This window comes from Micromonospora sp. DT31 (genome assembly GCF_049841795.1).
Lineage (GTDB): Bacteria > Actinomycetota > Actinomycetes > Mycobacteriales > Micromonosporaceae > Micromonospora.
Genome location: NZ_JBNCKZ010000002.1, coordinates 507,164 through 528,089 on the forward strand (window position 1 = coordinate 507,164; position 20,926 = coordinate 528,089).

Annotated in this window: 17 protein-coding genes, 1 tRNA gene and 2 pseudogenes; 8 read left to right on the plus strand and 12 right to left on the minus strand. The window is 69.9% G+C overall.

Annotation, left to right across the window (positions count from 1 at the left end):
* Positions 1 to 25: 25 nt before the first annotated feature.
* Entirely contained in the window at positions 26 to 1,039 is a 1,014-nt protein-coding gene (locus ACLQ2X_RS06315; protein WP_425679975.1) for a potassium channel family protein, read from the minus strand.
* Between the two features lie 162 nt (positions 1,040 to 1,201).
* Here ACLQ2X_RS06315 and ACLQ2X_RS06320 point away from each other — a divergent pair, with 162 nt between their 5' ends.
* Entirely contained in the window at positions 1,202 to 1,843 is a 642-nt protein-coding gene (locus tag ACLQ2X_RS06320; protein ID WP_425680029.1) for a helix-turn-helix domain-containing protein, read from the plus strand.
* Between the two features lie 127 nt (positions 1,844 to 1,970).
* On the plus strand, positions 1,971 to 2,561 hold the full coding sequence (locus ACLQ2X_RS06325; protein WP_425679976.1) for a ClpP family protease: 591 nt from the start codon (positions 1,971 to 1,973) through the stop codon (positions 2,559 to 2,561).
* 49 nt (positions 2,562 to 2,610) lie between these two features.
* Here the strand turns inward: ACLQ2X_RS06325 and ACLQ2X_RS06330 are convergent, their stop codons facing one another.
* Both ACLQ2X_RS06330 and ACLQ2X_RS06335 read right to left on the minus strand, forming a co-directional pair.
* Positions 2,611 to 4,413 carry an adenylyl cyclase gene (locus ACLQ2X_RS06330; protein WP_425679977.1) on the minus strand — a complete coding sequence of 601 codons (1,803 nt, stop codon included), beginning with the start codon at positions 4,411 to 4,413 and terminating at the stop codon, positions 2,611 to 2,613.
* A 117-nt stretch (positions 4,414 to 4,530) separates the two neighbouring features.
* Complete coding sequence (locus ACLQ2X_RS06335) at positions 4,531 to 5,307, minus strand: HAD-IIB family hydrolase (protein WP_425679978.1); 777 nt, start codon at positions 5,305 to 5,307, stop codon at positions 4,531 to 4,533.
* A gap of 512 nt (positions 5,308 to 5,819) precedes the next feature.
* Between ACLQ2X_RS06335 and ACLQ2X_RS06340 the strand changes: the two genes are divergently transcribed.
* Positions 5,820 to 5,996, plus strand: a complete 177-nt coding sequence (locus ACLQ2X_RS06340; protein ID WP_425679979.1) for a hypothetical protein — start codon at positions 5,820 to 5,822, stop codon at positions 5,994 to 5,996.
* Positions 5,997 to 6,155: 159 nt separating this feature from the next.
* Here the strand turns inward: ACLQ2X_RS06340 and ACLQ2X_RS06345 are convergent, their stop codons facing one another.
* Together ACLQ2X_RS06345 and ACLQ2X_RS06350 are read right to left on the minus strand one after the other, a co-directional pair.
* On the minus strand, positions 6,156 to 6,797 hold the full coding sequence (locus ACLQ2X_RS06345; RefSeq protein WP_425679980.1) for a hypothetical protein: 642 nt from the start codon (positions 6,795 to 6,797) through the stop codon (positions 6,156 to 6,158).
* Between the two features lie 212 nt (positions 6,798 to 7,009).
* The gene (locus ACLQ2X_RS06350) at positions 7,010 to 7,264 is read right to left on the minus strand and encodes a histidine kinase (protein ID WP_425679981.1); all 255 of its coding nucleotides are present in this window, start codon (positions 7,262 to 7,264) and stop codon (positions 7,010 to 7,012) included.
* 11 nt (positions 7,265 to 7,275) lie between these two features.
* Between ACLQ2X_RS06350 and ACLQ2X_RS06355 the strand changes: the two are divergent.
* Positions 7,276 to 7,509, plus strand: a pseudogene (locus tag ACLQ2X_RS06355) (transposase); the annotation flags it as partial.
* Between the two features lie 66 nt (positions 7,510 to 7,575).
* Here the strand turns inward: ACLQ2X_RS06355 and ACLQ2X_RS06360 are convergent.
* From ACLQ2X_RS06360 to ACLQ2X_RS06375, 4 genes are all read right to left on the minus strand, one after another.
* On the minus strand, positions 7,576 to 8,763 hold the full coding sequence (locus ACLQ2X_RS06360) for a hypothetical protein (RefSeq protein WP_425679982.1): 1,188 nt from the start codon (positions 8,761 to 8,763) through the stop codon (positions 7,576 to 7,578).
* 133 nt (positions 8,764 to 8,896) lie between these two features.
* Positions 8,897 to 11,854 (minus strand): AfsR/SARP family transcriptional regulator, encoded by a 2,958-nt coding sequence (locus ACLQ2X_RS06365; RefSeq protein ID WP_425679983.1) that lies wholly within the window; start codon positions 11,852 to 11,854, stop codon positions 8,897 to 8,899.
* Positions 11,855 to 11,900: 46 nt separating this feature from the next.
* Positions 11,901 to 12,788, minus strand: coding sequence for a GNAT family N-acetyltransferase (locus ACLQ2X_RS06370; protein ID WP_425679984.1), 888 nt, complete (start codon positions 12,786 to 12,788; stop codon positions 11,901 to 11,903).
* Positions 12,785 to 14,434, minus strand: coding sequence for an AMP-binding protein (locus ACLQ2X_RS06375; RefSeq protein WP_425679985.1), 1,650 nt, complete (start codon positions 14,432 to 14,434; stop codon positions 12,785 to 12,787). The genes ACLQ2X_RS06370 and ACLQ2X_RS06375 overlap by 4 nt, the downstream gene beginning before the upstream one ends.
* Positions 14,435 to 15,313: 879 nt before the next feature.
* Between ACLQ2X_RS06375 and ACLQ2X_RS06380 the strand changes: the two genes are divergently transcribed.
* The 4 genes from ACLQ2X_RS06380 to ACLQ2X_RS06395 all read left to right on the plus strand — a co-directional run bounded on the left by ACLQ2X_RS06380 (position 15,314) and on the right by ACLQ2X_RS06395 (position 17,822).
* Positions 15,314 to 16,000 (plus strand): transposase, encoded by a 687-nt coding sequence (locus ACLQ2X_RS06380; protein ID WP_425679986.1) that lies wholly within the window; start codon positions 15,314 to 15,316, stop codon positions 15,998 to 16,000.
* A gap of 69 nt (positions 16,001 to 16,069) precedes the next feature.
* Positions 16,070 to 16,549, plus strand: a complete 480-nt coding sequence (locus tag ACLQ2X_RS06385) for a hypothetical protein (RefSeq protein WP_425679987.1) — start codon at positions 16,070 to 16,072, stop codon at positions 16,547 to 16,549.
* The gene (locus ACLQ2X_RS06390; protein ID WP_425679988.1) at positions 16,546 to 16,881 is read left to right on the plus strand and encodes a transcriptional regulator; all 336 of its coding nucleotides are present in this window, start codon (positions 16,546 to 16,548) and stop codon (positions 16,879 to 16,881) included. The genes ACLQ2X_RS06385 and ACLQ2X_RS06390 overlap by 4 nt, the downstream gene beginning before the upstream one ends.
* Before the next feature lie 596 nt (positions 16,882 to 17,477).
* Positions 17,478 to 17,822: an STAS domain-containing protein gene (locus ACLQ2X_RS06395; RefSeq protein ID WP_425679989.1), complete on the plus strand. Its 345-nt coding sequence runs from the start codon at positions 17,478 to 17,480 to the stop codon at positions 17,820 to 17,822.
* Positions 17,823 to 18,020: 198 nt separating this feature from the next.
* Here ACLQ2X_RS06395 and ACLQ2X_RS06400 read toward each other — a convergent pair.
* From ACLQ2X_RS06400 to ACLQ2X_RS06410, 3 genes and pseudogenes are all read right to left on the minus strand, one after another.
* Positions 18,021 to 18,308: pseudogene (locus tag ACLQ2X_RS06400) on the minus strand (transposase family protein); the annotation flags it as partial.
* Positions 18,309 to 19,380: 1,072 nt separating this feature from the next.
* Positions 19,381 to 19,456 (minus strand) — tRNA-Arg (locus ACLQ2X_RS06405).
* Positions 19,457 to 19,650: 194 nt separating this feature from the next.
* Complete coding sequence (locus tag ACLQ2X_RS06410; protein ID WP_425679990.1) at positions 19,651 to 20,787, minus strand: IS110 family transposase; 1,137 nt, start codon at positions 20,785 to 20,787, stop codon at positions 19,651 to 19,653.
* Between the last annotated feature and the right edge of the window lie 139 nt (positions 20,788 to 20,926).

Sequence of the window (20,926 nt, forward strand, 5' to 3'; positions counted from 1 at the left end):
CGCGGCCCGGCCCGGCCCGCGAGGCTCAGACCGCGCTGGTGGCCTGCGGCCGGTCGTCGCGGACGTGCACGAGCATGTCACCGGTCTCGATCGTCGCGGCGGCACGGTCGTTCAACGTGACCACCTTGCCCCGGCGGACCAGCGCGATGACGAGCGACTCCAGCTCGCGGGGCGAACGGCCCACCTCGGCGCGCTCGGCCGACCGCATGGCCAGCGCCATGCCCTGACCGGGTGTGAGCAGATCCTCGACCACGTCGATCAGCGGCGGGGCCGAGGTGGAGAGGCCGAGCAACCGGCCGGCGGTCGCCGACGAGACGATCACGTGGTGCGCGCCGCTCTGCTTGAGCAGCGGCGCGTTCTCCGCCTCCCGCACCGCCGCGATGATCCGCACCTGACCGGCGGTGAGCTGCCGGACGGTCAACGCCACAAGCACCGACGCGTCGTCGCTGTCGGTCGCGATGATCACCGACTTGGCGGTACGGACGTGCGCCTCCTCCAGCACCGAGGAACGGGTCGCCGAACCCTCGATCGTCACCAGGCCGTTCGAGGTGGCCTGGCGCAGCGCCGGTCCGCTCCGCTCCACCACCACGATCTTCGACTTGTCCGTCCCGTTCTCCAGCAGCGCGGAGACCGCGCTGCGGCCCTTGGTGCCGTAGCCGCAGATGATGACGTGGTCCTTCACGCTTCTCCTCCACCGCGACAGGCGACGGCCGGTGCGGTACTGCTCGGTCAGGACTTCCAGGGTGGTGCCGACCAGGATGATCAGGAAGATCACCCGGGCGGGGGTGATGAGCAGGACGTTGATCAGCCGGGCGGAGGGGCTGGCCGGGGTGATGTCGCCGTACCCGGTGGTGGACAGCGACACCACCACGTAGTAGAAGCAGTCGAGGAGGGTGAGCCCGTCCTCGTTGACGTCCCGGTAGCCGTCGCGGTCCAGCCACACCACGGCGACCGTGGCCAGGACCAGGCCGAGCGCGGCGAGCAGCCGCAGACTCAGCGCGCTCAGCGGCCCTCGCCGTTGCGCGGGAAAATGGATCACCGTCGGTCCCGCTCCGCCGCCGTCGCCTGCACGCCCACAAGATAGCCGGTACGCGGGGCGCCGGCCCGCCGGGTGGCGATCGAACCCGCTCGAGGGCCGCTTCCGGGGGCCGGACGGGGCATGATGGTGAGGTTCCCCGACGGCGACCGCGAGGAGGCCGGCATGTCGTTGCTGCGACGGGTGATCGGCGGGGTGCTCCGGCGGATCCGCCAGCGCCAGGGCCGCACCCTGCGTGAGGTGGCCCTGGCGGCCGGCGTCTCCCTGCCCTACCTCTCCGAGGTCGAACGCGGCCGCAAGGAGGCGTCCTCCGAGGTGCTCGCCGCGATCTGCCGGGCCCTCGGCATCCACCTCGCCGACCTGCTCGAGGAGGCGCGCGACGAGCTGCGTCGGGAGCGGCCCACGCCTGTCGCCCCCGGGGTGTCGCTGGCCCGGCTCGACCGGGTCCCGGCCGCGCGCACCGGCCCGCACCTGCACCTCGGTCCGCCCCGGCTGCACGTCACCCGCCGGCCGGCCGGCCCGTTCCGGCCGCAGGTGTCCGGCCACCCCGCCGGCCCGCTGCGGCGGCACGTCACCCGCCGGCCGGGCACCGGCACGCCGCTGCTCGGCGGCGCGCTGCGCCCCGAGCGCCCCGGGCCGGCACCGGTGGGGCCGCCCCTCGACGCCGCCACGCCCGTCGGGTTCGGTGGCGGCATCCGGATCTGGCTGACTCCCCCCGCGCCGGCCGTCCGCCCCCGCCCGCGTACCTCCGTCACGGTGGCTCGGCGGCGTGCCCGCGCCGGCCGGCGGCGCCCGGTCGCCGCATAGCTTCTGCCCAGGGCGGATCTGCCCCGGGCAGAAAGCCTGGCCCGCACCGTGCGCCCGGCGGACGCTGGAGATCGCCGGGCGACCGGGCGGGTCCCCCCGCCCACCGGCATTACGGAGGTGGGCGGCGATGGGTGCCATCTGGATGCTCGACGACAGGCAGCCGGCCTTCGACGACCGGGTCTTCGAGCGGCTGCTCCGGGAACGGATCGTCTTCCTCGGCACCGAGGTCACCGAGGCGTCGGCGAACCAGATCTGCGCGCAGATCCTGCTCCTCGCGGCCGAGGACCCGGAGCGGGACATCTTCCTCTACATCAACTCGCCGGGCGGCTCGGTCAGCGCCGGCATGGCCGTCTACGACACCATGCGCTACGTCAAGAACGACGTGGCGACGCTGGCGCTCGGGATGGCCGGCTCGATGGGCCAGTTCCTGCTCTGCGCCGGGGCGGCCGGCAAGCGGTTCGCGCTGCCGCACACGCGGATCCTGATGCACCAGCCCTCCGGCGGGATGGGCGGCACGGCCGCCGACATCACCATCCAGGCCGAGAACATGCTGCACGTGAAGCGGACGATGCAGGAACTGATCGCCCGGCACAGCGGGCGCACGCTGGAGGAGATCCAACGCGACTGGGACCGGGACCGGTGGTTCACCGCCGAGGAGGCCCGCGAGTACGGCCTGATCGACCAGGTGCTCTCCCGGGTCGATCAGCTCGCCGCCTGAGCGGCGCGGCCCGACCGGTCTGCGCCGGCCGGGCCGCCCGCCCCCGGGGTCACGGGTAGCTGACCACCGGGCTGGTGCCGTACGAGCCGACGACCGGGGTGCCGACCTCGTTGACGGTGCGCTCGATCCCGCCACTGCCGTCCAGGAACACCGTTATCGCGTCGTGGAACCGCACCCCGGCCCGGCGCGGCGCCTCGATCGCCCGGTCGCAGCGGATGTCCACGCCCTGGTTGAAGTACGAGTACACGCCGAGCCCCCACGCCTCGTGCGTGCGGACGTGCGCGGCGACCTTGTAGGACGCCCAGCCGTCGCCGGTGGGGCTGCGCCACGCCGCCTGACTCGGCGGGTCGTAGGGCAACTCGCTCTGGTAGAACACGGTCCGGCCCCGCTCGCCGTTCCAGATCGTCTGCCAGCGCTGGTAGTGCTCGACGAACAGCCCGTACGCGGTCACGTCGTCGCCGTTGACCACCACGCCGGTGGCCGCGGTGTTCACCGTCCAGCCGATCGTGCCCGGCCGGCCGTGGTCGCCCCGCCAGGCCCAGATGTTGTCGATGAGCGTGTGCCGGCTGTTCACCACCAGGCTGGTCGCCGCCCGCCCGGCGTACGGGCCGCCGATGCGGAAGAAGACGTCCTGGAGCGAGATCGGGTTGCTCGCGTGCGAGCGGTGGCAGTGCCGCGCGCCGACCTCGACGAGCACCGGCGACTCGACCGGCCCGGCGTCCACCAACACCCCGGCGATCCGGACCCCGTCGACGTCCTCGATCCGCAGAGCCGCGTCGCCGCGGTCCGGCACCAGGCTGGGCATGCCGAGGCCGAGCACGACGGTGCCCGGGCGGCGTACCCGCAGGGCCCGGTCCAGGTGGTAGACGCCGGGGGTGAGCAGCAGGTGCCGGCCGCGGGCGAGTTCGGCGTTGATCCGCTTCGCCGAGTCGGTGGGCCGGGCCAGGAAGAACGCGGACAGCGGCAGGGAGGGCACCGGCACGCCGCCGGTGGCCCAGGTGGTGCCGGCGGTGTCGCGGCGCAGACGGGGTACGGCGACCCGCCAGCCGCCCCGGTCGTCCACGAACAGGTACGGCTTCTCCCGGGTCACCGGGCTGGTCGGCAGCGTGGTGTACGGCGGGTCGGGGAAGCCCTGCGCGGGTGCCCCGACCACACCGGAGAAGACCTGGTTCCACACCCCGTTGGTCCAGTCGCCACCGAGTTCGCTGTCCCGGGTGAGCCACTGCTGCTGAGAGCCGTTGATGGTGATGCCGTCCACCCTGGAGTCGGCGATGTAGCCGCCGCTGGAGTAGCCGCCGTTGCCGGGCTCCAGCCACAGCACGCCCTTGACGTGCACCCGGCGCATCGGGGACGCCTGGGAGACGGCCCACTGGTTCGACCAGTCGGTCGGGGTGATCGCCAGGTTCTCGGCGGAACGCCAGAAGTTGGTGAGCGCGGAGATGCCGGCCGGGGAGTTCGGGTCGGGTTGCCCGATCACCCGGACCGCACCGCGGATCTCCACGTCGTCCGGGTGCGCGCCGAGGCCGGCCACCGTCGTGTAGTAGCCGAGCCGGGCGTCGACCTGGTAGCGGCCGGGCTTGAACAGCACCGCGTACCTGTCGAAGCCCATCTCGTTGCGTTCCTGGGCGGCGAAGAGGCGGTCCAGCGTGGACTGGATCTCGTCGACCGGCGTGCTCGGGTCGTACACGAAGACGTTCGGACCGAAGTCCGGCTCGCGGTCGGGTCGGTTCGCCGGGGACGCGGTGGCGGCCGGCGACGCGACGGCGGCGGCGGGGAGGCCGAGGGCGGTGAGCGAGGCCGCGGAGGCGGTCAGGGTGAGGAAACGGCGGCGGGAGGGGTCGGGTGATCGCATCTGCCTGCCTGTTCGGTGGTGGGGCGGGACGGGAGAGCGCTCTCCCGGCTGTTCCTACCTCATCACCGTCGATCCCGCCAGAGCCCGCCGGCATCGCAACCGGCGGGCCTTGCCCGGTCAGGCGCGCTCGGCGCGCTGCTCCACCAGGTCGTCGACCAGGTTCTGCACGTAGTCGGCGGTCTCCTCCCACCGGGTGACCGCGACGCAACGGATGCCCATCGCCTTGACCGGGTAGTCGTTGCCGCCCACGTCGAGGCGGTCACCCACGAAGAGCACGTTGTCGATCTTCAGGTCCAGGTGTTCCAGCAGCTTGCGCATGCCGTACGCCTTGTCCACACCCTTGCGGGTGACGTCGATGGAGGTCGAGCCGCCGCCCCGCACCTCCAGGTCGGGCACCTTCGCCGCGACCGCGTCACGCAGCCGCTTCTTCTTGTCGCCGTCCGGGTCCCAGCCGTACTTCTCGGCCGGCGGCGCCGACTGCCCCAGCGCGGAGAACGTGATCTGGCTACCCCGGTCCTCGATGATGTCGCCCCAGGTCTTCGCCTCCCACAGGCCCAGCGCCTGCGCCGACTCGGTGAGCGCCGCGACGACCCGAGCCTTGTCGGCCTCGCTCAGGTCCTCCGCGTAGACCTGCCGCCAGTCGCCGTCGGACCAGCGGTAGTAGCGGGTGCCGCAGGTCGGCATCAGGTGCAGCCGCTCGCGCTGCTCCTGGGTCAACTCCAGGTGGGCGAGCACCTGCGACTGGAACTGCTCGAACCGGCCACCGGAAATGATCAGCACGTCCACCTCGGTGAGCAGGTGGCCGAGCAACTCCGCCATCCGACGATCGATCTGGGACTTGGAAATCGCCAGGGTGTCGTCGAGATCGAACGCCACCACTCGAAGATCGTTCACGAATACCTCATGTCGTCGCGGGCCGGCCAAAGCTAGCAGCGTACCGACGCGCCCTGGCGCCGACCCGAGAGGCCGCGAACACCACCCGAGCGGGTTCGTTGACAGGATCGCCGCCCGTCGATGCCCGCCGGATGACAATTACTTTCGAACGCGTGGCGGGCTCACCGCCATGATGGTGACCGCCCCACCGGCTCCCGCGTCTCGTAGACGACCGGCCGCTGAGCCATCACCACTGAAGACCGAGCTACCCCTACTGCCTGTTGCGGGGTAGTTACCTTCCGTTGAGCTGCTTCACGGAAAATTGCATTTAGCAAGAGGTGCGGCCGAAATTTTCTTAATGTGATGCATCTTCTTGTCAGCTACCCGACAGTGAAAAGCCGACTCTTGTGCTACCAGCTCGCCGGGGGGATGCTCGAACGGTCGAACGGCACAGCGTCGCCCCACAAGGGTGCGGCGCCCGGCTGCCACCGGACGCCGCATTCGACTCGACCGCCGTAACGGAAGGAGTCACGTTGACTGTAATCCCTCACGGGTCAGACTTCGAGACACCACCAGAGGACGAGCACGGAGCCGACGCCGACCCGACCGAGCGGCACCAGATCATCCTGGCGTACATCAAGACGCTCAGTCCGATCATCGCCGCGATCGTCGCCTGCGTCGGAACCCTGGTAGGGGCACTGATCCGCTGACACGACGGTCCCGCGTCCGGACTCCGACCGGACGCGGGACCACCCCGGCGACCAGTAGCGCGGCCCGGCGCGGCTCGAGCCGGAGATGTTCCACGCCCCCCCACCGACCGGCCCACCCACGGACGACCGTCCGCCACCGTGACGCTCCACGTACGCCGGCTACCGACCCCGGGTGCGCTCGCGGTGCCCGACGCGGTCGGGCCGTCCGATGTGGCGGCCCGGACGCCAGGCCTCCCCCAGCCAGAGGTGCGGCGCGTAGTGGCGGACCGCGCCCACCGCCACGGCCACGTCGGCGGTCTCGATCCGGAGCCGGTAACGCAGATGGGGCAGCCCTGGGCGGAACGGCTCCTCCTCGCGCACCAGCGACCACAGCACCGGGTCGTCCCGGTCGATGGGGCCTGTCGGGTACAGCTCCAGGGAGGAGAAAGCGATCTTGTTTCCATGGCTGCGGAACAGTCCGACACCGGCGAGGGTGCGCCACGGGACGACATTCCGCCCGGCTCTGTTGTCCACCCACACCCCCGTGCCGTCGATGAGGACCGTCGTCCGGCGCTGCCGCCAGAACACCACGAGGAGCACGACCCCCAGCAGGCCGAGTGCGGTAAGAACGCCGGCCCCGAAGAGCCCCGCCGCGAATGACCCCGGCCGGTGGCTCCCGTTCACGGTCGCCACCGCCGCGACGAGACCGCCGATCCCGGCCAGGACGGAAAGCAGGGCGAGGGGCAACCCGGTACGGGCGCGGCGCCGGCCCGTGGATATCACCGTCGCGTTCGGGGCAGGTGCGGCAGGAGGTGCAACCATGATCAGTAAGCCTAACCAGTGCCCTCACCTCCTTCCCCGGCGGAACAGCGCCGGCCCTGACACCCGCCCGGGTGGCACGGTGAGGTCCAACCAACCGCACCGCAGTGCCGGACTGCCGGGCGGACCACACCAGCTCGGGCAGATCCGACAGACCCGGCGCCGGCCGGAACGGCGCGTCCTCGTAGCCGGAACGCAGCACCCGACCATCGCGTTCAGCTCGTCGAGCACTGTCGCGCTGACGCCCGGACCACCTCCAACGCCTCCCGCGCCAACTCCGGCCGGCTGTCGATCACCTGGCCCGCCATCCCCGCCTGCACGTTTGTCGTCGCCATCGCGTGAGCCACACTGTCGTGCAGGTGCCGGGCTATCCGAAGGCGCTGCTCGGCCAACCGCCGATCCGTTTCCCGGCGTCGTGCCTCGACGCGCAGCCGCGCCCGCTCCCGCCGCCCCGCACGCCGTTCCCGCACTCCGGTGCGGGCGTCGGGCGGGCACGTTCGCCCCGCAGATCGTCCGTAAGCGGCAGCGTCGGTTGTCGGGGGCCGACGAGGTCGTGTTGTCGCTGTATGCCAAGGGCTTGACGACCGGGGAGATCAGCGCGCACTTCGCCGAGATCTATGGGGCTTCGGTGTCGAAGGAGACGATCTCTCGGATCACCGACACGGTGATCGAGGAGATGACCGACTGGTCGCACCGGCCCCTGGACGAGATCTATTAGCGAGACAGACCCCGGACGCTTTGTGGCGCTGCACGATGGCACCACAAAGCGCCGCTGGGTGTTCTACGCGTTGTTCCAGTCGCCGGTGACGGGGGTCATGTTGGGCGGGCCGAAGACGAAGGCGTGGTGGGTCTCCCCGCCGTTCGAACCGTTGGTGAGGTGATACGAGGCGTCACTACCGCGGTACCAGCCCACGGTGGTCTTTCCATCGGCGTTCCAGTCACCGGTGATCGGGGTCATGTTGGGCGGACCGAAGACAAAGGCGTAGTGGGTCTCCCCGCCGTTCGAACCGTTGGTGAGGTGATACGAAGCGTCACTACCCCGATACCAGCCCACGGTGGTCTTTCCATCGCCGTTCCAGTCACCGGTGATCGGCACCATGTTGGGCGGACCGTAGACGAAGGCGTAGTCCGACGGGCCATTGCCATGGCTGTTGCGGAGATGGAACGACCCATCGGACGGCCGGTACCAGCCGCTGGTGGTGGTGCCGTTACCGTCCCAGTCCCCGGTCAACGGAATCATGCCCGACGAACCCAGAACATACGCGTACGCCGACGCTCCCCCGCTGTGCGCGTTCGTCAGATGGAACGACGCATCCGACGACCGGTACCAACCGACCGTCGACCTCCCATACACCGGCGCCGGCGGCTGCTGGCCGGTCCACCACGACGTCTGCTTGTTGGCGCCCGGCCAGCCGAAGCTGAAGTGGACGTGATCCTGGTGGCAGGAGGTCACATCAGAGCAACTGTACGGCTGCCAGCCGGCGCCCGCTTCGTACGCCTTCCAGATCCGGGCGTCCCAGATGATGTACATGATCCCGAGCCGGCGAGCCAGCGCGTGGGCGTTGCCGTGGCGGTCCGTGGCGAGGAGCCAGTTCAACAGGTCGTCGGCGACGGGCCGCTGCGTCGCCGCCGACACCCCCCAGTCCCAGGCCCGCCCTTCCTTGTGCTCGCTCTGTCCGCCGGTGCCGCAGTCACGGCTGATGCCGGAGTCGCCCGTGCCCGGGTACGCGGCGAGGACCATGTCGTGGAACTCCACGACGCCCGGCTTGGGTGTGGGGTTGCAACTGCCCTGACCGACGTACGGCTGATAGCCGTCGATACCAGGTCCGAAAGTCGGGGTGGGTGGCGCCGCGGCGGCCAACGGAGCGAAACCGGCAGCGCCGCCGACGCCGCTGATGACGGCTACGGCGACGGCGGTCCGCAGCCGCGACCGGTTCTTCGGCCGCCCGGTGGTGGTTCTACGTTTCATCGTCGTCCTTTCGTCGAAGGAATTGCCATCACGATGGCGTCGACGAACAACCAGAACGCACGCGCGAGGACATGCGGCGAACACGCGTGGGTGTCATAAAACGGTGATATACGCCGATGTCATACAGCTGGTGTCAGGTGTCGAGCGTCATCCGGAGGGCGGCGGCGTCGGGGTGGTCGAGGTCGTCGAGGATCACCAGCGCCTGCGCCCATGCCTCGCGGGCGCGGTCCTCGTCGCCGGCGGCGCGCTCGGCGTCGCCGAGGTGGATCAGCGCGGTCGCCTCGTAGTACCGGTCGTTGACCTCACGCAGCACATCGATCGACTGACGGTAATAGGCGACGGCCTGGGGATAGTGACCCACGTGGTGATGGGCGTACCCGAGGCTGTCCAACGTGTGCGCCACGCCCTGCCGGTCGCCGAGTTCACGGTGCAGCGCCACCGCCTGCTGGCAGGTGGCGATCGCGTCCCAGTGGCGGCCGAGCTGCGACTGGTACCAGCCGAGACTGTTCAACGCCTGCGCCTGCCCCGCCTTGTGGTGCACCTCGCGGTACAGCGCGAGCGCCTGCTCGGCGTGGTGCGCGGAGTCCTCCGGGCGGTTCTGCATACCGCGCAGAACCGCCATCCGCAGGTGCGCGTACGCCTGGCCGGTACGGTCGTTCAGCTCGCCGAGGAGCGCGAAGGCCCGTCGCAGGTGATGCTCGGCCTCGTCCACGCGGCCGAGCCGGATGAGGGCTAGGCCGAGGCTGCCGTGGGCGTGCGCCTGCCCGACCCGGTCGGCGAAGCGTTCGGTGACGGTCAGTGCGGTGCGCTGGGTGGCGACCCACTCGTGCCACTGTCCGCAGCGATCGAGATATGTCGCGATTGTGGACGCCAGCTGCCACGTGTGCGTGCCGAGCGCGGCGTCGGTGGCGTGGTGGACCGCGGCGACGAGCACAGCCAGTTCGGTTTCGAACCACAACCTGGCCGCCTGGTGCCCGGTCAGGGCGACCAGGGTCACTGCCGGTGCCGGCGGGTCGAGCGACAGCGGATACCGGTGCGGGTAGAGCAGCAGCGCCGCTGCGTACCCGGAGTGCAGGTAGTGGTCGAGCACGCGCCGGGTGGCGTCCCGCCGCTCGTCGTCGGAGTCGACCGTGTGGGCGAGTTCCCCGGCGTACGCCCGGAGAAGGTCGTGCAGCCCGTACCGGACCGGGGCCACCTCGTCGATCAGGTGAGCACCGGCGAGTTCGGCCAGCGCGGCGCGGGCGTCGGTGACGGGACAGCCCGCGAGGCTGGCCGCCGATGGTGGCGCGATCTCGGGCCCCGGATGCAGGCCGAGGAGCCGGAACATGCGGGCGGCCGATGCGCTGAGTCGCCGATAGGACCACGAGAACGCCGTGCGCACCTCCTCGCCGCCGGCAACGTCGAGCCGCCCGTCGAGGACGCCGCGGGCCTCCGACAGCTCTTCGGACAGCGTTGCCAGCGGGAAGGTCGGGTGGATAGCGGCTCGCGCGGCGACCAGTGCCAGCGCCAGCGGCAGGCGGGCGCACTGACGCCCGATTCGTTCGGCCGCGGCGGCCTCCGCCGATACCCGGTCCGGCCCCAGCCGGCCGACCAGCAGTTCCCGCGCCTCGGTGGCAGAGAGAACGCCGAAGGTCACGGGGTGGGCCCCCTCGGTGGCGACGAGACCGCTCAGCCGGTTGCGGCTTGTCACGATCGCCAGGCAACCGAGCGTGCCAGGCAGCAGAGGGCGAACCTGATCGGCGTCGACCGCGTTGTCGAGAACGACGAGCAGCCGCCGGCCGGCCACGAGGCTGCGGTACAGCGCCGCCTGCCCGTCGACACCGGGCGGGACGCGCTCCGGCGCCACGCCGAACGCGTCGAGGAATCCGCGCAACGCTTCCTCCGGCCGCATCGGCGGTCGGCTCGGGTCGAAACCGCGCAGGTTCAGATACAGCTGGCCGTCGGGGAAACGCTCACGGATCCGGTGGGCCCAGTGGACAGCGAGCGCGGTCTTGCCGACCCCGGCCGACCCCATCAACAGGCAGATCACCGCTGTGGTCGGCCTTCCCTCGACGCCTTCCAGCGCGCGGTTGAGCTGGGCCAGTTGGACGTCGCGGCCGGCGAACCCGCGCACGTCCACCGGCAACTGGGCCGGCACCGGGAGCTGTGCGGGCGGGCCTTGTCGATGTGGCGGCCTGCCGGCGGGCAGCCAGCCCCTCCCGGTCTGCGCGTCGTCGGTCGGATCTGAGGTCCCGCCGTCGACCGGCTCGTCCTGCGGTCGGGGGTGTGCCTCTGGTGCCCGAATCACGTCGATCGGAGTAGCGGCTGGCGGATCGAGGGTCGGGTCGCTGACCAGGATCAGCCGTTCCAACTCACGCAACGAGGCGCTCGGTTCGAGCCCGTGCTCCTCGACGAGCGTGTGTCGGGCGCGCCGGTACACGGCCAGTGCGTCGCCAGCGCGGCCGTTGCGGTACAGGGCCAGCATGAGCTGGGCGACGAGCTTCTCCCGGTCGGGGTTGTCGGCGACCGCGTGGGTCAGTTCGGCGATGATCGCCGCGTGGTTGCCCACGCGCAGTTCCGCATGGAAGAGGGCCTCACGGGCGGTGGTGCGCTGCTCTTCCAGGCGCACGCGTGCGGCGTCGGCGAATGCGGCGCGCACGCCGGCCAGCGCGTGCGTGCCCTGCCACACGCCCATCGCCCGACGCAGGAGCCCGGCCGTCACCTCGGGCGACTGGGCCGCCCGCGCCTCGGTGACGAGTGCGTTGAACACGGCAAGATCCAGGTGACCGGACGTGATCCGTAGTCGGTACCCTGCCGGTTGACGCTCCACTGCGGCCAGTGTGGCGGCCCTGCCGTCCCCGGTGCCGCCGGCCAGTGCGCCGCGGAGCGCGGAGAGCATGTTCTTGATCTGGCTGTTCGCGGTGCGGGGCACAGCCTCGCCCCACATCGCGTCGACGAGTTGCGCGACGGTGACCACGTGCTCGACATGCAGCAGCAGGAACGCGAGCAGCTCCAGCTGTTGGCGACGCGAAAACACCACCGGGTGCCCGGGCGCGGTCACCTGGACCGGCCCGAGCACCCGGAATGTGCATCCGTCGATATCCACGTTCATCGACGAAAGCTTACGCCCGCCGGACTGGGCGAGTGTTAAGACGACCTCAGTTCTTCGGGTAGATGGCGCAGAGATACCGGTCCCAGTGCCGACCGGCGTAGAACTCATGGTCACGCATGATGCCCTCGACCTCGAACAGCCGGCCCTCGCCGCTGCACACCTGCGGCCAGTTGAAACCGGGCACTTCCACATACAGCTTGCGCAGCGCATGGGTGTGGAACATGTACCGGACGAACATCATGGTGGCCTGCGCACCGAGTCCCGTCCCCGAGTACGGCGGGCGGAACACCGCACCGAGGTACGCGTAGCCCTGCCCAAGGTCCGCCCCGTACGCGACGAGGTGGCCGACGGGCTCGCCATCCTCGGCCCGCCGGACGACGAACTGGACAAGCACCTGTGACCACAGGTCCGCCATGAAACGGTCGATCGACGGCGGTGCACCCCGGTACCGCCACCGGTAGCAGGTGTCCGGATGGGACGCGAGGGTGTACAGGAAACGAGTGTCGTCCGGCTCGACCGGGGTCAGCCGCAACTCGGCGTTGCCCAGGACGGGCGCGAGTGGCGAAGCGGCCTCGGTTGCGGGACCGTCCGCGACCGGCACGACACTGATGTCGGTCGCGCGGAGCGAGCCGAACACACCGTCGGTGACCCGGACCGACAGGTCCGGCGCGCTGCGGTTGAGCAGGTTGAGCACGTCGCCGACCGTCGCCGGCCGGGCGCGTTGGCCGGTAGCCACCACGCCGCGACTCTCCAGCCAAGTCAGCAACGTCATCATCGCCAGGCTGTCCAGGTTCAGGTCGTCGCGCAGATGCGCGGCGTCGGGCAGGTCGGTGGGCTCGTACTCCAGCACCTGCGCAAGCTCGCGACGGCCGCGCTCGCGACGTGACCCGTCGGGTGCCTCATGCGGACGGGTGTGCTCGTCGACGACGGTCATTGGTTCTCCATCTCCTGGGTGCGAATGGCTTCCTGGGTCAGGTCACCGGCCACGTAGCGGCGGCGCGCCTCGGCGCGGCGCAGCTTGCCGGACGAGGTTTTCGGCAGCCCCCCGTAGGGGACGACGGCCACGTGGGTGGGCGCGAGACCCACCTCGTCAAGAACGGCGGCGGCCACCTCGCGGCGCAGCCGATCGGCGTCACCGGCACGTGCCTCGATCGCCACGACGAGCCGGTCGCCGCGCGGGTCCGGTAGGCCGAACGCGACCGCGCCGCCTGGACGCACACCGGCGACCTCGGCCGCGACCACCTCTATGTCCTGCGGGAACACATTGCGGCCGGCGGCGAACAGCACGTCCTTCTCCCGGCCGCAGATCACCAGTTCGCCGCCGGTGAGGTAGCCCAGGTCGCCGGTCGGCAGCCAACTGCCGGCCGGAGGCCGGGTCTCGCCCCAGTAGTGCCCGACGACCGACGGGCCGCGTACCTGGACCTGGCCGACGATCCGTTCGGCGACAAGGTCGCCGGTGGCCTGGTCGACGACGCGCACAGCCGTGTCCCGAACCGGCCGCCCGACCCGGACCAGCGGCCGGTTACCCGGCTCCGCGCGTCCCGCGGTCTCCAGCACCGTCTGGTCGACCAGATCCACCAGGACGCCGCGCCGCACCGGGGAGACCGTAGCGGCCAGCGTCGCCTCTGCCAGCCCGTACGCGGGGGTCAGCACCGACGGGTCCAGGCCGAACGGTGCAGCCGCAGCGGCGAAACGGACCATCATCGCCGCGTCGATCGGTTCACCACCGCTGACCAGGCACCGCACGCCGCTCAGATCCAGGTCGCCGCCGCCCGCCCGCAACAGCCGGGTCATCAGCGCATACGCGAAATTGGGCCCCCCGGACATGGTGACCCGGTAGCGGGACAGCGCGTCGAGCCAACTGCCGGGCCTCTGCGCAAACGCCGTCGGCGGCTGCAGCACGAGGGGGCACCCGCACGACATCGGCATCGCCAGGAACGCGATCAGCCCCATGTCGTGGTACAGCGGCAACCAGCTGAACATCGGGTCCGGGTGCCCGGCGTCGTGGTCGATCGCGACCTTGATCGCCTCGATGTTCGCGACGAGGTGGCCGTGGGTCACCGGCACACCGCGCGGTATCCGGGTCGAGCCGCTGGTGTACTGCAGCAGCGCCAGGTCCGATTGCTCCGGCCGGTGCGGCGTGGCCGGCGCCGAGTTCCCCGCCCTGTCCGCCAACTCGGCCAACGTGACCACGTCGGTCACAGCCGACATCACCGATGCCGCGGTGACGAGCCCGTCGACGACGACCAGGTCGAGCTGAGCGTCGGCGAGCACCGCGAGCAGGTATTCGGCGTACGCCGACGGCCCGCCCCGCGCGTACGGCGGCATCAGGTTGACAGCGCCACCGGTCAGCCAGATGGCCTGCAACGCGGCCACCAGGTCGACGCTGGTGTCGCCGATCAACCCCACCCGGCAGCCGGGTCCGAGGCCGCGCTCCGCCAGAACCGTCGACATCCGGCGGGCCCGATCGTGTACCGCCGGCCAGGGCAGCCCGTCGACCACGTCGGCGGCGCTGTTCAGCAAGGTCAACGTGCCGCTGCCGTCGGCCTGATCCGTAATCGCATCGACGACTGTTCGCATGCCTGGCAGCGTCGCAGGGAGAGGTCACCCGAACGGCATCCGACGGGTCATCAGAAACCACGGTCGGGTCCCCTACGGCGTGGTCGCCGGGGCCGTCTCGCGGGTGAGGTGACCTGACTGCGGTGTGCGGCCGCGATGATGAGGGCCGACGCGACCAGCGCGGCGACGGCGATGCCCAGCCCGGAAGTCGAAGGCTATGACCAGGCCGGAGAGCGCGGCCGGGCCGATGATGTTTCTGGGTGATCACGTGCAGGTCGAAGCCCCAGGTAATCGCCCTGCGCATGCTCGGGGGCGAAGCCGAACGCGAGACCCCAACCCGAGGCGGCCTTCATGACTGCGCCCACCTGACCACAGAGGGCGGATAAGCGAGGGGGCCTGACTGACATTTTGGCAGTTCAGATCCCTTTTGATTTCATGTGCCCGAAGGGACTCGAACCCCTAACCTTCTGTTACCGACCGTCACGATCGGTAGCTTGTCATCGGTTGGCAAATCTTGGCGCTGAGCTGCCCAAACGCCGCCCCGCAGCGATCAACGTTTGTCGTCGATAGTCACCGCTCCGCAGGAGTTTTCGGGGGGTAAACGGGGGCACCTTGACCCCGCCAGCATGTCCTACGGCCCCCAGCAGGTGCCCCTTCCGGGCACCAGTCGCCCGCAACGCTGCGCGTCTGGGAGGTCACCGATCTGGCTAGCCGGCTTCGCCATCACGCCGGCGCACACGACGTAGGCGCTTCAGCGGTCCAAGCGGCGGCCGTCCTCTCCGGCGTCGCAGTCGGCTCGAACGCCAGGCCTACTGACCTTCTGGAGTCGAGGTCACTCTGATGCCCCCATCGCCGTTCTGGGTGATTCCTGCGCGTTCGGGTGTGCTGTCTAGTTTGGGCATGCGATACGGGGACGGCGGCGGGGTCGGCCCGCAGCAACGCGCCCGCCGCGAATTGGTACGCCTGCACGCGGCCCGGATGTTCGACGCCGGAGTGAGCGTACCGCAGGTAGCCGCCGAACTGGAGATTTCACCGAAGTCGGCGTACGCCTGGCGGCGGGCCTGGAAGGCCGGTGGTGAGCAGGCCCTGGCCTCTCGTGGAGCGCCCGGACCCGACCCACTGCTGTCCGAGGCGCAGGTGCAGAAACTGATTGACAGGCTGGAACAAGGCCCGGCCGCTGCTGGCTGGGACGACGACCAGCGCTGGACCCTCGCTCGGGTCCGGACCCTGATCGGCCGGAAAGGCTTCGGCGAGGACCACTTCGCCGACCTGCTCGACGCCGTCCACCAGCACCTCGGCGCGCCGATCGCGCTGGTATGGGATGGCCTGCCCGCGCACAAGTCGGCCAAGATGCGTGCCCTGATCGCCGGCCGGCCGTGGCTGCACGTCTACCAACTCCCGGGCTACGCGCCCGAGCTCAACCCCGTCGAGAACATGTGGTCCAGCCTCAAGCGCAGCATGGCCAACCTCGCCCTCGGCGACATCGACGACCTGCTCCGGGTCGCGAAGAACCGACTCAAGCGGATGCAGTACCGGTCCACCCTCGCCATCGGCTTCCTCGCCACCAGCGGCCTGGCACCACCCTGACCTCACCCCAAAGCTGACCTCCGGGCGTACGGCCTGGGCTTAAAACTTGCGAAAGTGGAAACTACTCCTATGCTTGTCGTCATGGAAAGTTCTTTTGGCCTGTCCGAGCGCATCCGCGAGATGCAGCGCGCCGAGGCCGCGCCCTACATCGGGATGCCACCGTCGCCGTGGTGGGTGCCGCCGTTCTTCGGCGCGTGGTTCGCCGCTTACGTGGGGGCGTTCGCGTTCTGGCGCGAGAACGGGCTCGCCTTCGTCGTCACGATGATGGCGCTTTCTGCCGGCATGGGCGCCTTCCTGGGGTGGCTGACCCGGCGGTACGGCGCTCTGCCGATGCCCGGTCGCGGCACACCTCCGCCGGAGATCCGACGGGAGTTCCAGCGCTACGCCGTCGGCGCCGTGGTGGTCGCTGGCCTGGTGGCGTGCGTGTGGTGGTGGGCCGGGCTCATGGCAGCTTCTGCCGCCGCGTTCGCGCTGGTGACTGCGGGGCTGTCGCTGTACCAGGCCCGCTACGAGCGCGCGGCGGCTGTCGTGCGGGAGCGGTTGGCATGAACCTGGGCGACCTCGACCCGGTCATCCACGCACCCAAGCGGCTGATTGCGATGGCCGTGCTGGCGAACACCGAGTACGCCACGTTCCAGTTCCTCAAAGAGCAGCTCGGCCTGACCGACTCGGACCTGTCCAGGCAGATGTCGGTATTGGAGTCGGCCGGCTACGTCAAGGCCCACAAGCGCGGGCGTGGGCCGGGCTCGGCCACGACGTACACGATGACCCGCCAGGGTGGTCGCGCCTACCGGGCGCACCGTGCCGCCCTCTACGCCATGCTCGCCGAAGACGTGGCACCTCGTGCCTCGGGCTCTGTCCGGCCGGTGGAACCGCAGTAGAGGGCGAGGTGCCTGATGGGCCGTCCGACGGAGTCGGCTTCGCCGCTCCGGACCTGACGTCGTTCGCCGTGCTGAATGTGCTTGGTCTCGTCGGTTGGAGCCGGAGCGGGAGGTTCTGACCTGTCGTCAAAGACCTACTCCGCGTCGCGAAGAACCGGCTCAAGCGTATGCAGTACCGGCCCACCCTCGCCTACGGCTTCCTCGCCCAGCGGCCTGGCACCACCCCGGCGCCGGTGGAACTCACCACCAGTAGTTGTTCTGGAGCGCGTAGCGCTCCTCAAGCTCGGCTTGCAGCCTTCCACGCATAACCCGAAGCACGACAGCGTCGAGGAGCTCCACTTCTCGGCCAGTTCCACCGGCAGAGGCCACACGAGATCAGAAGGTCGGTACAGCGAGCACGGCGAGTACCCGCAACCGTGGCACTGGCTCTCGACCGTGCGCGGAGCCCCTGCCCGTAACGCCACGACTGAGTGCTTAAGCATGCCGGGGTATCCAGTATTAGTTACGCTCACCGCGCTGCTCGGCCCGTCCCGTCCACCACCGGAGTTCGGCAACCGCACCCGGCACTGCCGCGACCGCAGCCGCCGACGCGGCCGATGAGAGGCCGCCATGAGGACACCGTTCACGGTCACCACCCACCCGCAGGGCCCGGAATCACCCGCCTGGCGGTTACCGGGGAGGTGGAGATGTCCACCAGCGACGGGCTCCGCGAACTGATCGCCAACGCCCTGGCCGCCGAAGGTCTGCGGGAGTTGATCGTTTACCTCGACGCGGTGCAGTTCCTAGACTCCACCGGCATCGCCGCGCTGGTGGCCGGACACAACACCGCCACCCAGCGAGGCGTCACCTACCGGATCGTCAACCCCCGGCACATGGTGCGCGAGGTCCTGGACATCACCGGAGTCCTTCCCACGCTCACCGACCCGCGGCCTCCGGCATGATCGACAGGACCGGCGGACGTCGGGTTGCCGCCCCCTGGCTGCTGCACCGGCAGCCAGGCCCTGTCCTTGCACGACATGCCGTGGACGGGCCGTGCCTGCCCGCCGACCGGTCGGGACGCCGGCCGTGACCCGCCCTTCGAGCCAGACGCCGATGGCCGCGGTCAACAGCTGGGGATCCAGGGCCTGCAGCAGTCGGCGGATCATCGCTTCGGACGGTCGCCGATCCGCAGCGATACCCAACGCCTGCGCCGTCTCGTCCGGGACGTCGGCAACCCATTCCGCGATCGCGGCGTACGAGCGGTAGCCGGCCACCACGGCACACACCGCGGCGGCGACCACGACCGGTAGTCGATGCCGAACACCTCGCCGGGCCCGAGGATCCGGCAGCCCGGCCAGCGCCGCGGGCAGCCCACCGGCAGTCTCGGGCACGGTCAGAGCCGGTGCGTGAGACAGAGACGTGATCAGCGATGATGGCAGTGCGGGCATGACTCACTTCGGATAGATCATCGTGGCGTAGGAACCTTGATGATCTTCTGAACCGGTCATGCCCGTCTTGTTGCTACGAAGCGCGGCGCTTCTACTGCAGACCTCTCAAGTCGGACACCGTCACGACTTTGCCGGGGCCCTGCCCACCGAACGACGTCACCGCGACCCGGAAATGGCCCCCGCCGAAGCCAACCTTACGAGTCAACCGAATCCGACGTGGCCAGCCGATGCCCAGCTCATAGCCCTCTACAAGCCTTGCACAACACTGACTAGAGTTGACGACCTTCTGATCCGTAGCCTCGGCGAGGCTGTCCAGTGCGGTCCGGCGTCGACTGGTAGCCCTGGTTCTACGTGCTCGCCGGTCCTCCGTGGTCTCGACCCGTCTGGCGCCGTTGCTGTCAGAGGGAGGTTCGGTAGCTTTCGTCCATTGTGGGTTTGGCCCGGCATCCGTTGAACCCACTGGCCACATCAAGAAAGTGCATCCCAGCCCGCGTGCGACGAACTTTCACTCCGGTCCGAAGGTGGGGAGCGCGAGCACGGTCCGACTCGTTTGAGGGTTGCACCGCACCTCCAACGCACCACTTCGGAAAGAGGCACAGCCTACCGAGCCCCGAAGGCGAAGGGCACCAAGGCAGGTTGGGCGGCCATCCGGCTCGTCGACGCATCATCGATCGGTCGAATCCCAGCGCCCTCGTAGGGTGACGGCGGAACCCCCTACTCGGCATCCCGTCCCAGCCGATCACGACACCGGTCAGCGGTCGACGCCGTCACCCACGAGGCCATCCACGCCATCACCACGCACATCGGCTCGGTCGAGGCGGTAGGCGCATGCGCGGCCGACTGCCCGCGCCGACCGAAGGCCCCAAACCGCCGGCCGGCTGTCGGCGACTCCGCTGAACGAAGCGAGCCTGAGTTTCGCCACCATTACCCGCGCCGCCCGCCGACACCCGAACAGGGTTCGCCGAAACCCGATCGCCCACACGTGTTATCCGGGGGAGGTCGGGGGACAGTGGAAATATACATAGATGCACATCCATGTTGCGGCAACTTCTTGCCGGTCAAGGCTCTGACCTGGTGCCCCCGGCAGGATTCGAACCTGCGACACACGGTTTAGGAAACCGATGCTCTATCCCCTGAGCTACGGGGGCGCGAGGGCCTAGTCTAGCGACCTGGGGGTTCACCTGGGGTGGCAGGGAGTGGCCCGCGTTCACCCATGATCCCCGGACCGCTGTTGTCGCAGCCCAGGAGCACACCCGGAGTCTCCATGTGACTCCGGTTGATCTTGACGGGCAGGGTGGATCGGCCGGCGCGATGGGCTCGCGCCGGCGGGGAGCCGTCTGTTTCAAGCTGCCGCGCGGATCACCGGTGCCGGTCGAGCGAATGCCTTACGGTCGCGGATGAGTGCCCAGAGAACGTCGACGCGTCGCCGGGCGAGGGCGAGGATGGCTTGCCGGTGGTTCTTGCCTTCGGCGCGCTTCTTCTCGTAGTAGGCGCGGGAGGTGGGGCATTCGCGGGCGGCGGTGAACGCGGCCATCCACAGAATGTGCCGCAACCTGCGGTGGTAGCGGCGAGGCTGCCGATGGTTGCCGGAAACCGTTCCGGAGTCGCGAGAGACAGGTGCCAGGCCGGCGCGGGCGGCGAGTTTGGCGGGGCTGTCGTACTCGGTCATGCCGGCGGTGTGCACCAGTAGTTCCGCGGTGAGCAGGGGCCCCATGCCGGGCATGCTTTCGATGATCGGTGCGAGGGGGTGCTGGTCGAGGTGGTCGGCGATGAGGTCGTCGACGGCGGCGATGCGTTGTTCGAGGGCGAGGATCTCGGTGGCCATCTGCCCGACGACCACGGCGGCGGCACGCTGGCCGGGCAGGGTGACGGTCTGCTGCCGGGCGGCAGCGACCATCGCCTCGGCGACCTGGACGGCGTTCTTGACGTGCCCGCGCCGGAGTAGGGCGGTGATCCGGTCGACGCCGGCGTGGCGGATCGCGGCCGGGGTCTGCCAGCAGGCCAGCACCATCATCGGGGCTTTGCGGTTGAGGTCCACCGCTCGCTCCAGGGCAGGGCTGATCCCGGTGAGTAGTTCCTGCAACCGGAACAGGGTGGCGACACGCTGCCCGACGAGGTCGGCGCGGTACCCGGTCAGCACGGTCAGCTCGGCAATGAGCCGGTCGGAGGGTTCCAGGATGGGGATGTCGGGGCGCATGCGGATGGTCTGTGCGATCACGACCGCGTCGCGGGCGTCGGTCTTGTTCTCCCCGGCGAACGCAGCGGCCATGTGGAACGCGACGGTGCCGGAGACGTAGCGGACCTGGACCTGGCGCCGCCACAGCAGGGTCAGCAATAGGGCGGACAGGCCGGTGGTGACGTCGACCGCCCAGCAGACCGGACGGCCGTGTGTCGACACCTCGGCCATGACGGTGAGGAGGGCGGTCTCGTCGGTCGGTTTGCTCGAATGTGCCTCGTCTGGGGTCGGGTTTGCCGGCATCTTCTAACGATGCGAACGCAGGTCGCGGGTCTCCATCAGCGGTCTACCGAATCTCGCAGACGGTGAAGCGGCGGGTGGCATCTCCTACCGTGAGCCAAGCGATCACGGCGAAACACACGCAGCCATACCCACTCTTCGC

What these genes read in the sequence shown, in the direction of transcription:
- ACLQ2X_RS06320 (WP_425680029.1), top strand. Translation starts at nt 1,202, where the DNA reads ATGTCGTTGCTGCGACGGGTGATCGGCGGGGTGCTCCGGCGGATCCGC.
- ACLQ2X_RS06325 (WP_425679976.1), top strand. Translation starts at nt 1,971, where the DNA reads ATGGGTGCCATCTGGATGCTCGACGACAGGCAGCCGGCCTTCGACGAC.
- ACLQ2X_RS06330 (WP_425679977.1), bottom strand. Translation starts at nt 4,413, where the DNA reads ATGCGATCACCCGACCCCTCCCGCCGCCGTTTCCTCACCCTGACCGCC.
- ACLQ2X_RS06345 (WP_425679980.1), bottom strand. Translation starts at nt 6,797, where the DNA reads ATGGTTGCACCTCCTGCCGCACCTGCCCCGAACGCGACGGTGATATCC.
- ACLQ2X_RS06360 (WP_425679982.1), bottom strand. Translation starts at nt 8,763, where the DNA reads ATGAAACGTAGAACCACCACCGGGCGGCCGAAGAACCGGTCGCGGCTG.
- ACLQ2X_RS06365 (WP_425679983.1), bottom strand. Translation starts at nt 11,854, where the DNA reads ATGAACGTGGATATCGACGGATGCACATTCCGGGTGCTCGGGCCGGTC.
- ACLQ2X_RS06370 (WP_425679984.1), bottom strand. Translation starts at nt 12,788, where the DNA reads ATGACCGTCGTCGACGAGCACACCCGTCCGCATGAGGCACCCGACGGG.
- ACLQ2X_RS06375 (WP_425679985.1), bottom strand. Translation starts at nt 14,434, where the DNA reads ATGCGAACAGTCGTCGATGCGATTACGGATCAGGCCGACGGCAGCGGC.
- ACLQ2X_RS06380 (WP_425679986.1), top strand. Translation starts at nt 15,314, where the DNA reads ATGCGATACGGGGACGGCGGCGGGGTCGGCCCGCAGCAACGCGCCCGC.
- ACLQ2X_RS06385 (WP_425679987.1), top strand. Translation starts at nt 16,070, where the DNA reads ATGCTTGTCGTCATGGAAAGTTCTTTTGGCCTGTCCGAGCGCATCCGC.
- ACLQ2X_RS06390 (WP_425679988.1), top strand. Translation starts at nt 16,546, where the DNA reads ATGAACCTGGGCGACCTCGACCCGGTCATCCACGCACCCAAGCGGCTG.
- ACLQ2X_RS06395 (WP_425679989.1), top strand. Translation starts at nt 17,478, where the DNA reads ATGAGAGGCCGCCATGAGGACACCGTTCACGGTCACCACCCACCCGCA.
- ACLQ2X_RS06410 (WP_425679990.1), bottom strand. Translation starts at nt 20,787, where the DNA reads ATGCCGGCAAACCCGACCCCAGACGAGGCACATTCGAGCAAACCGACC.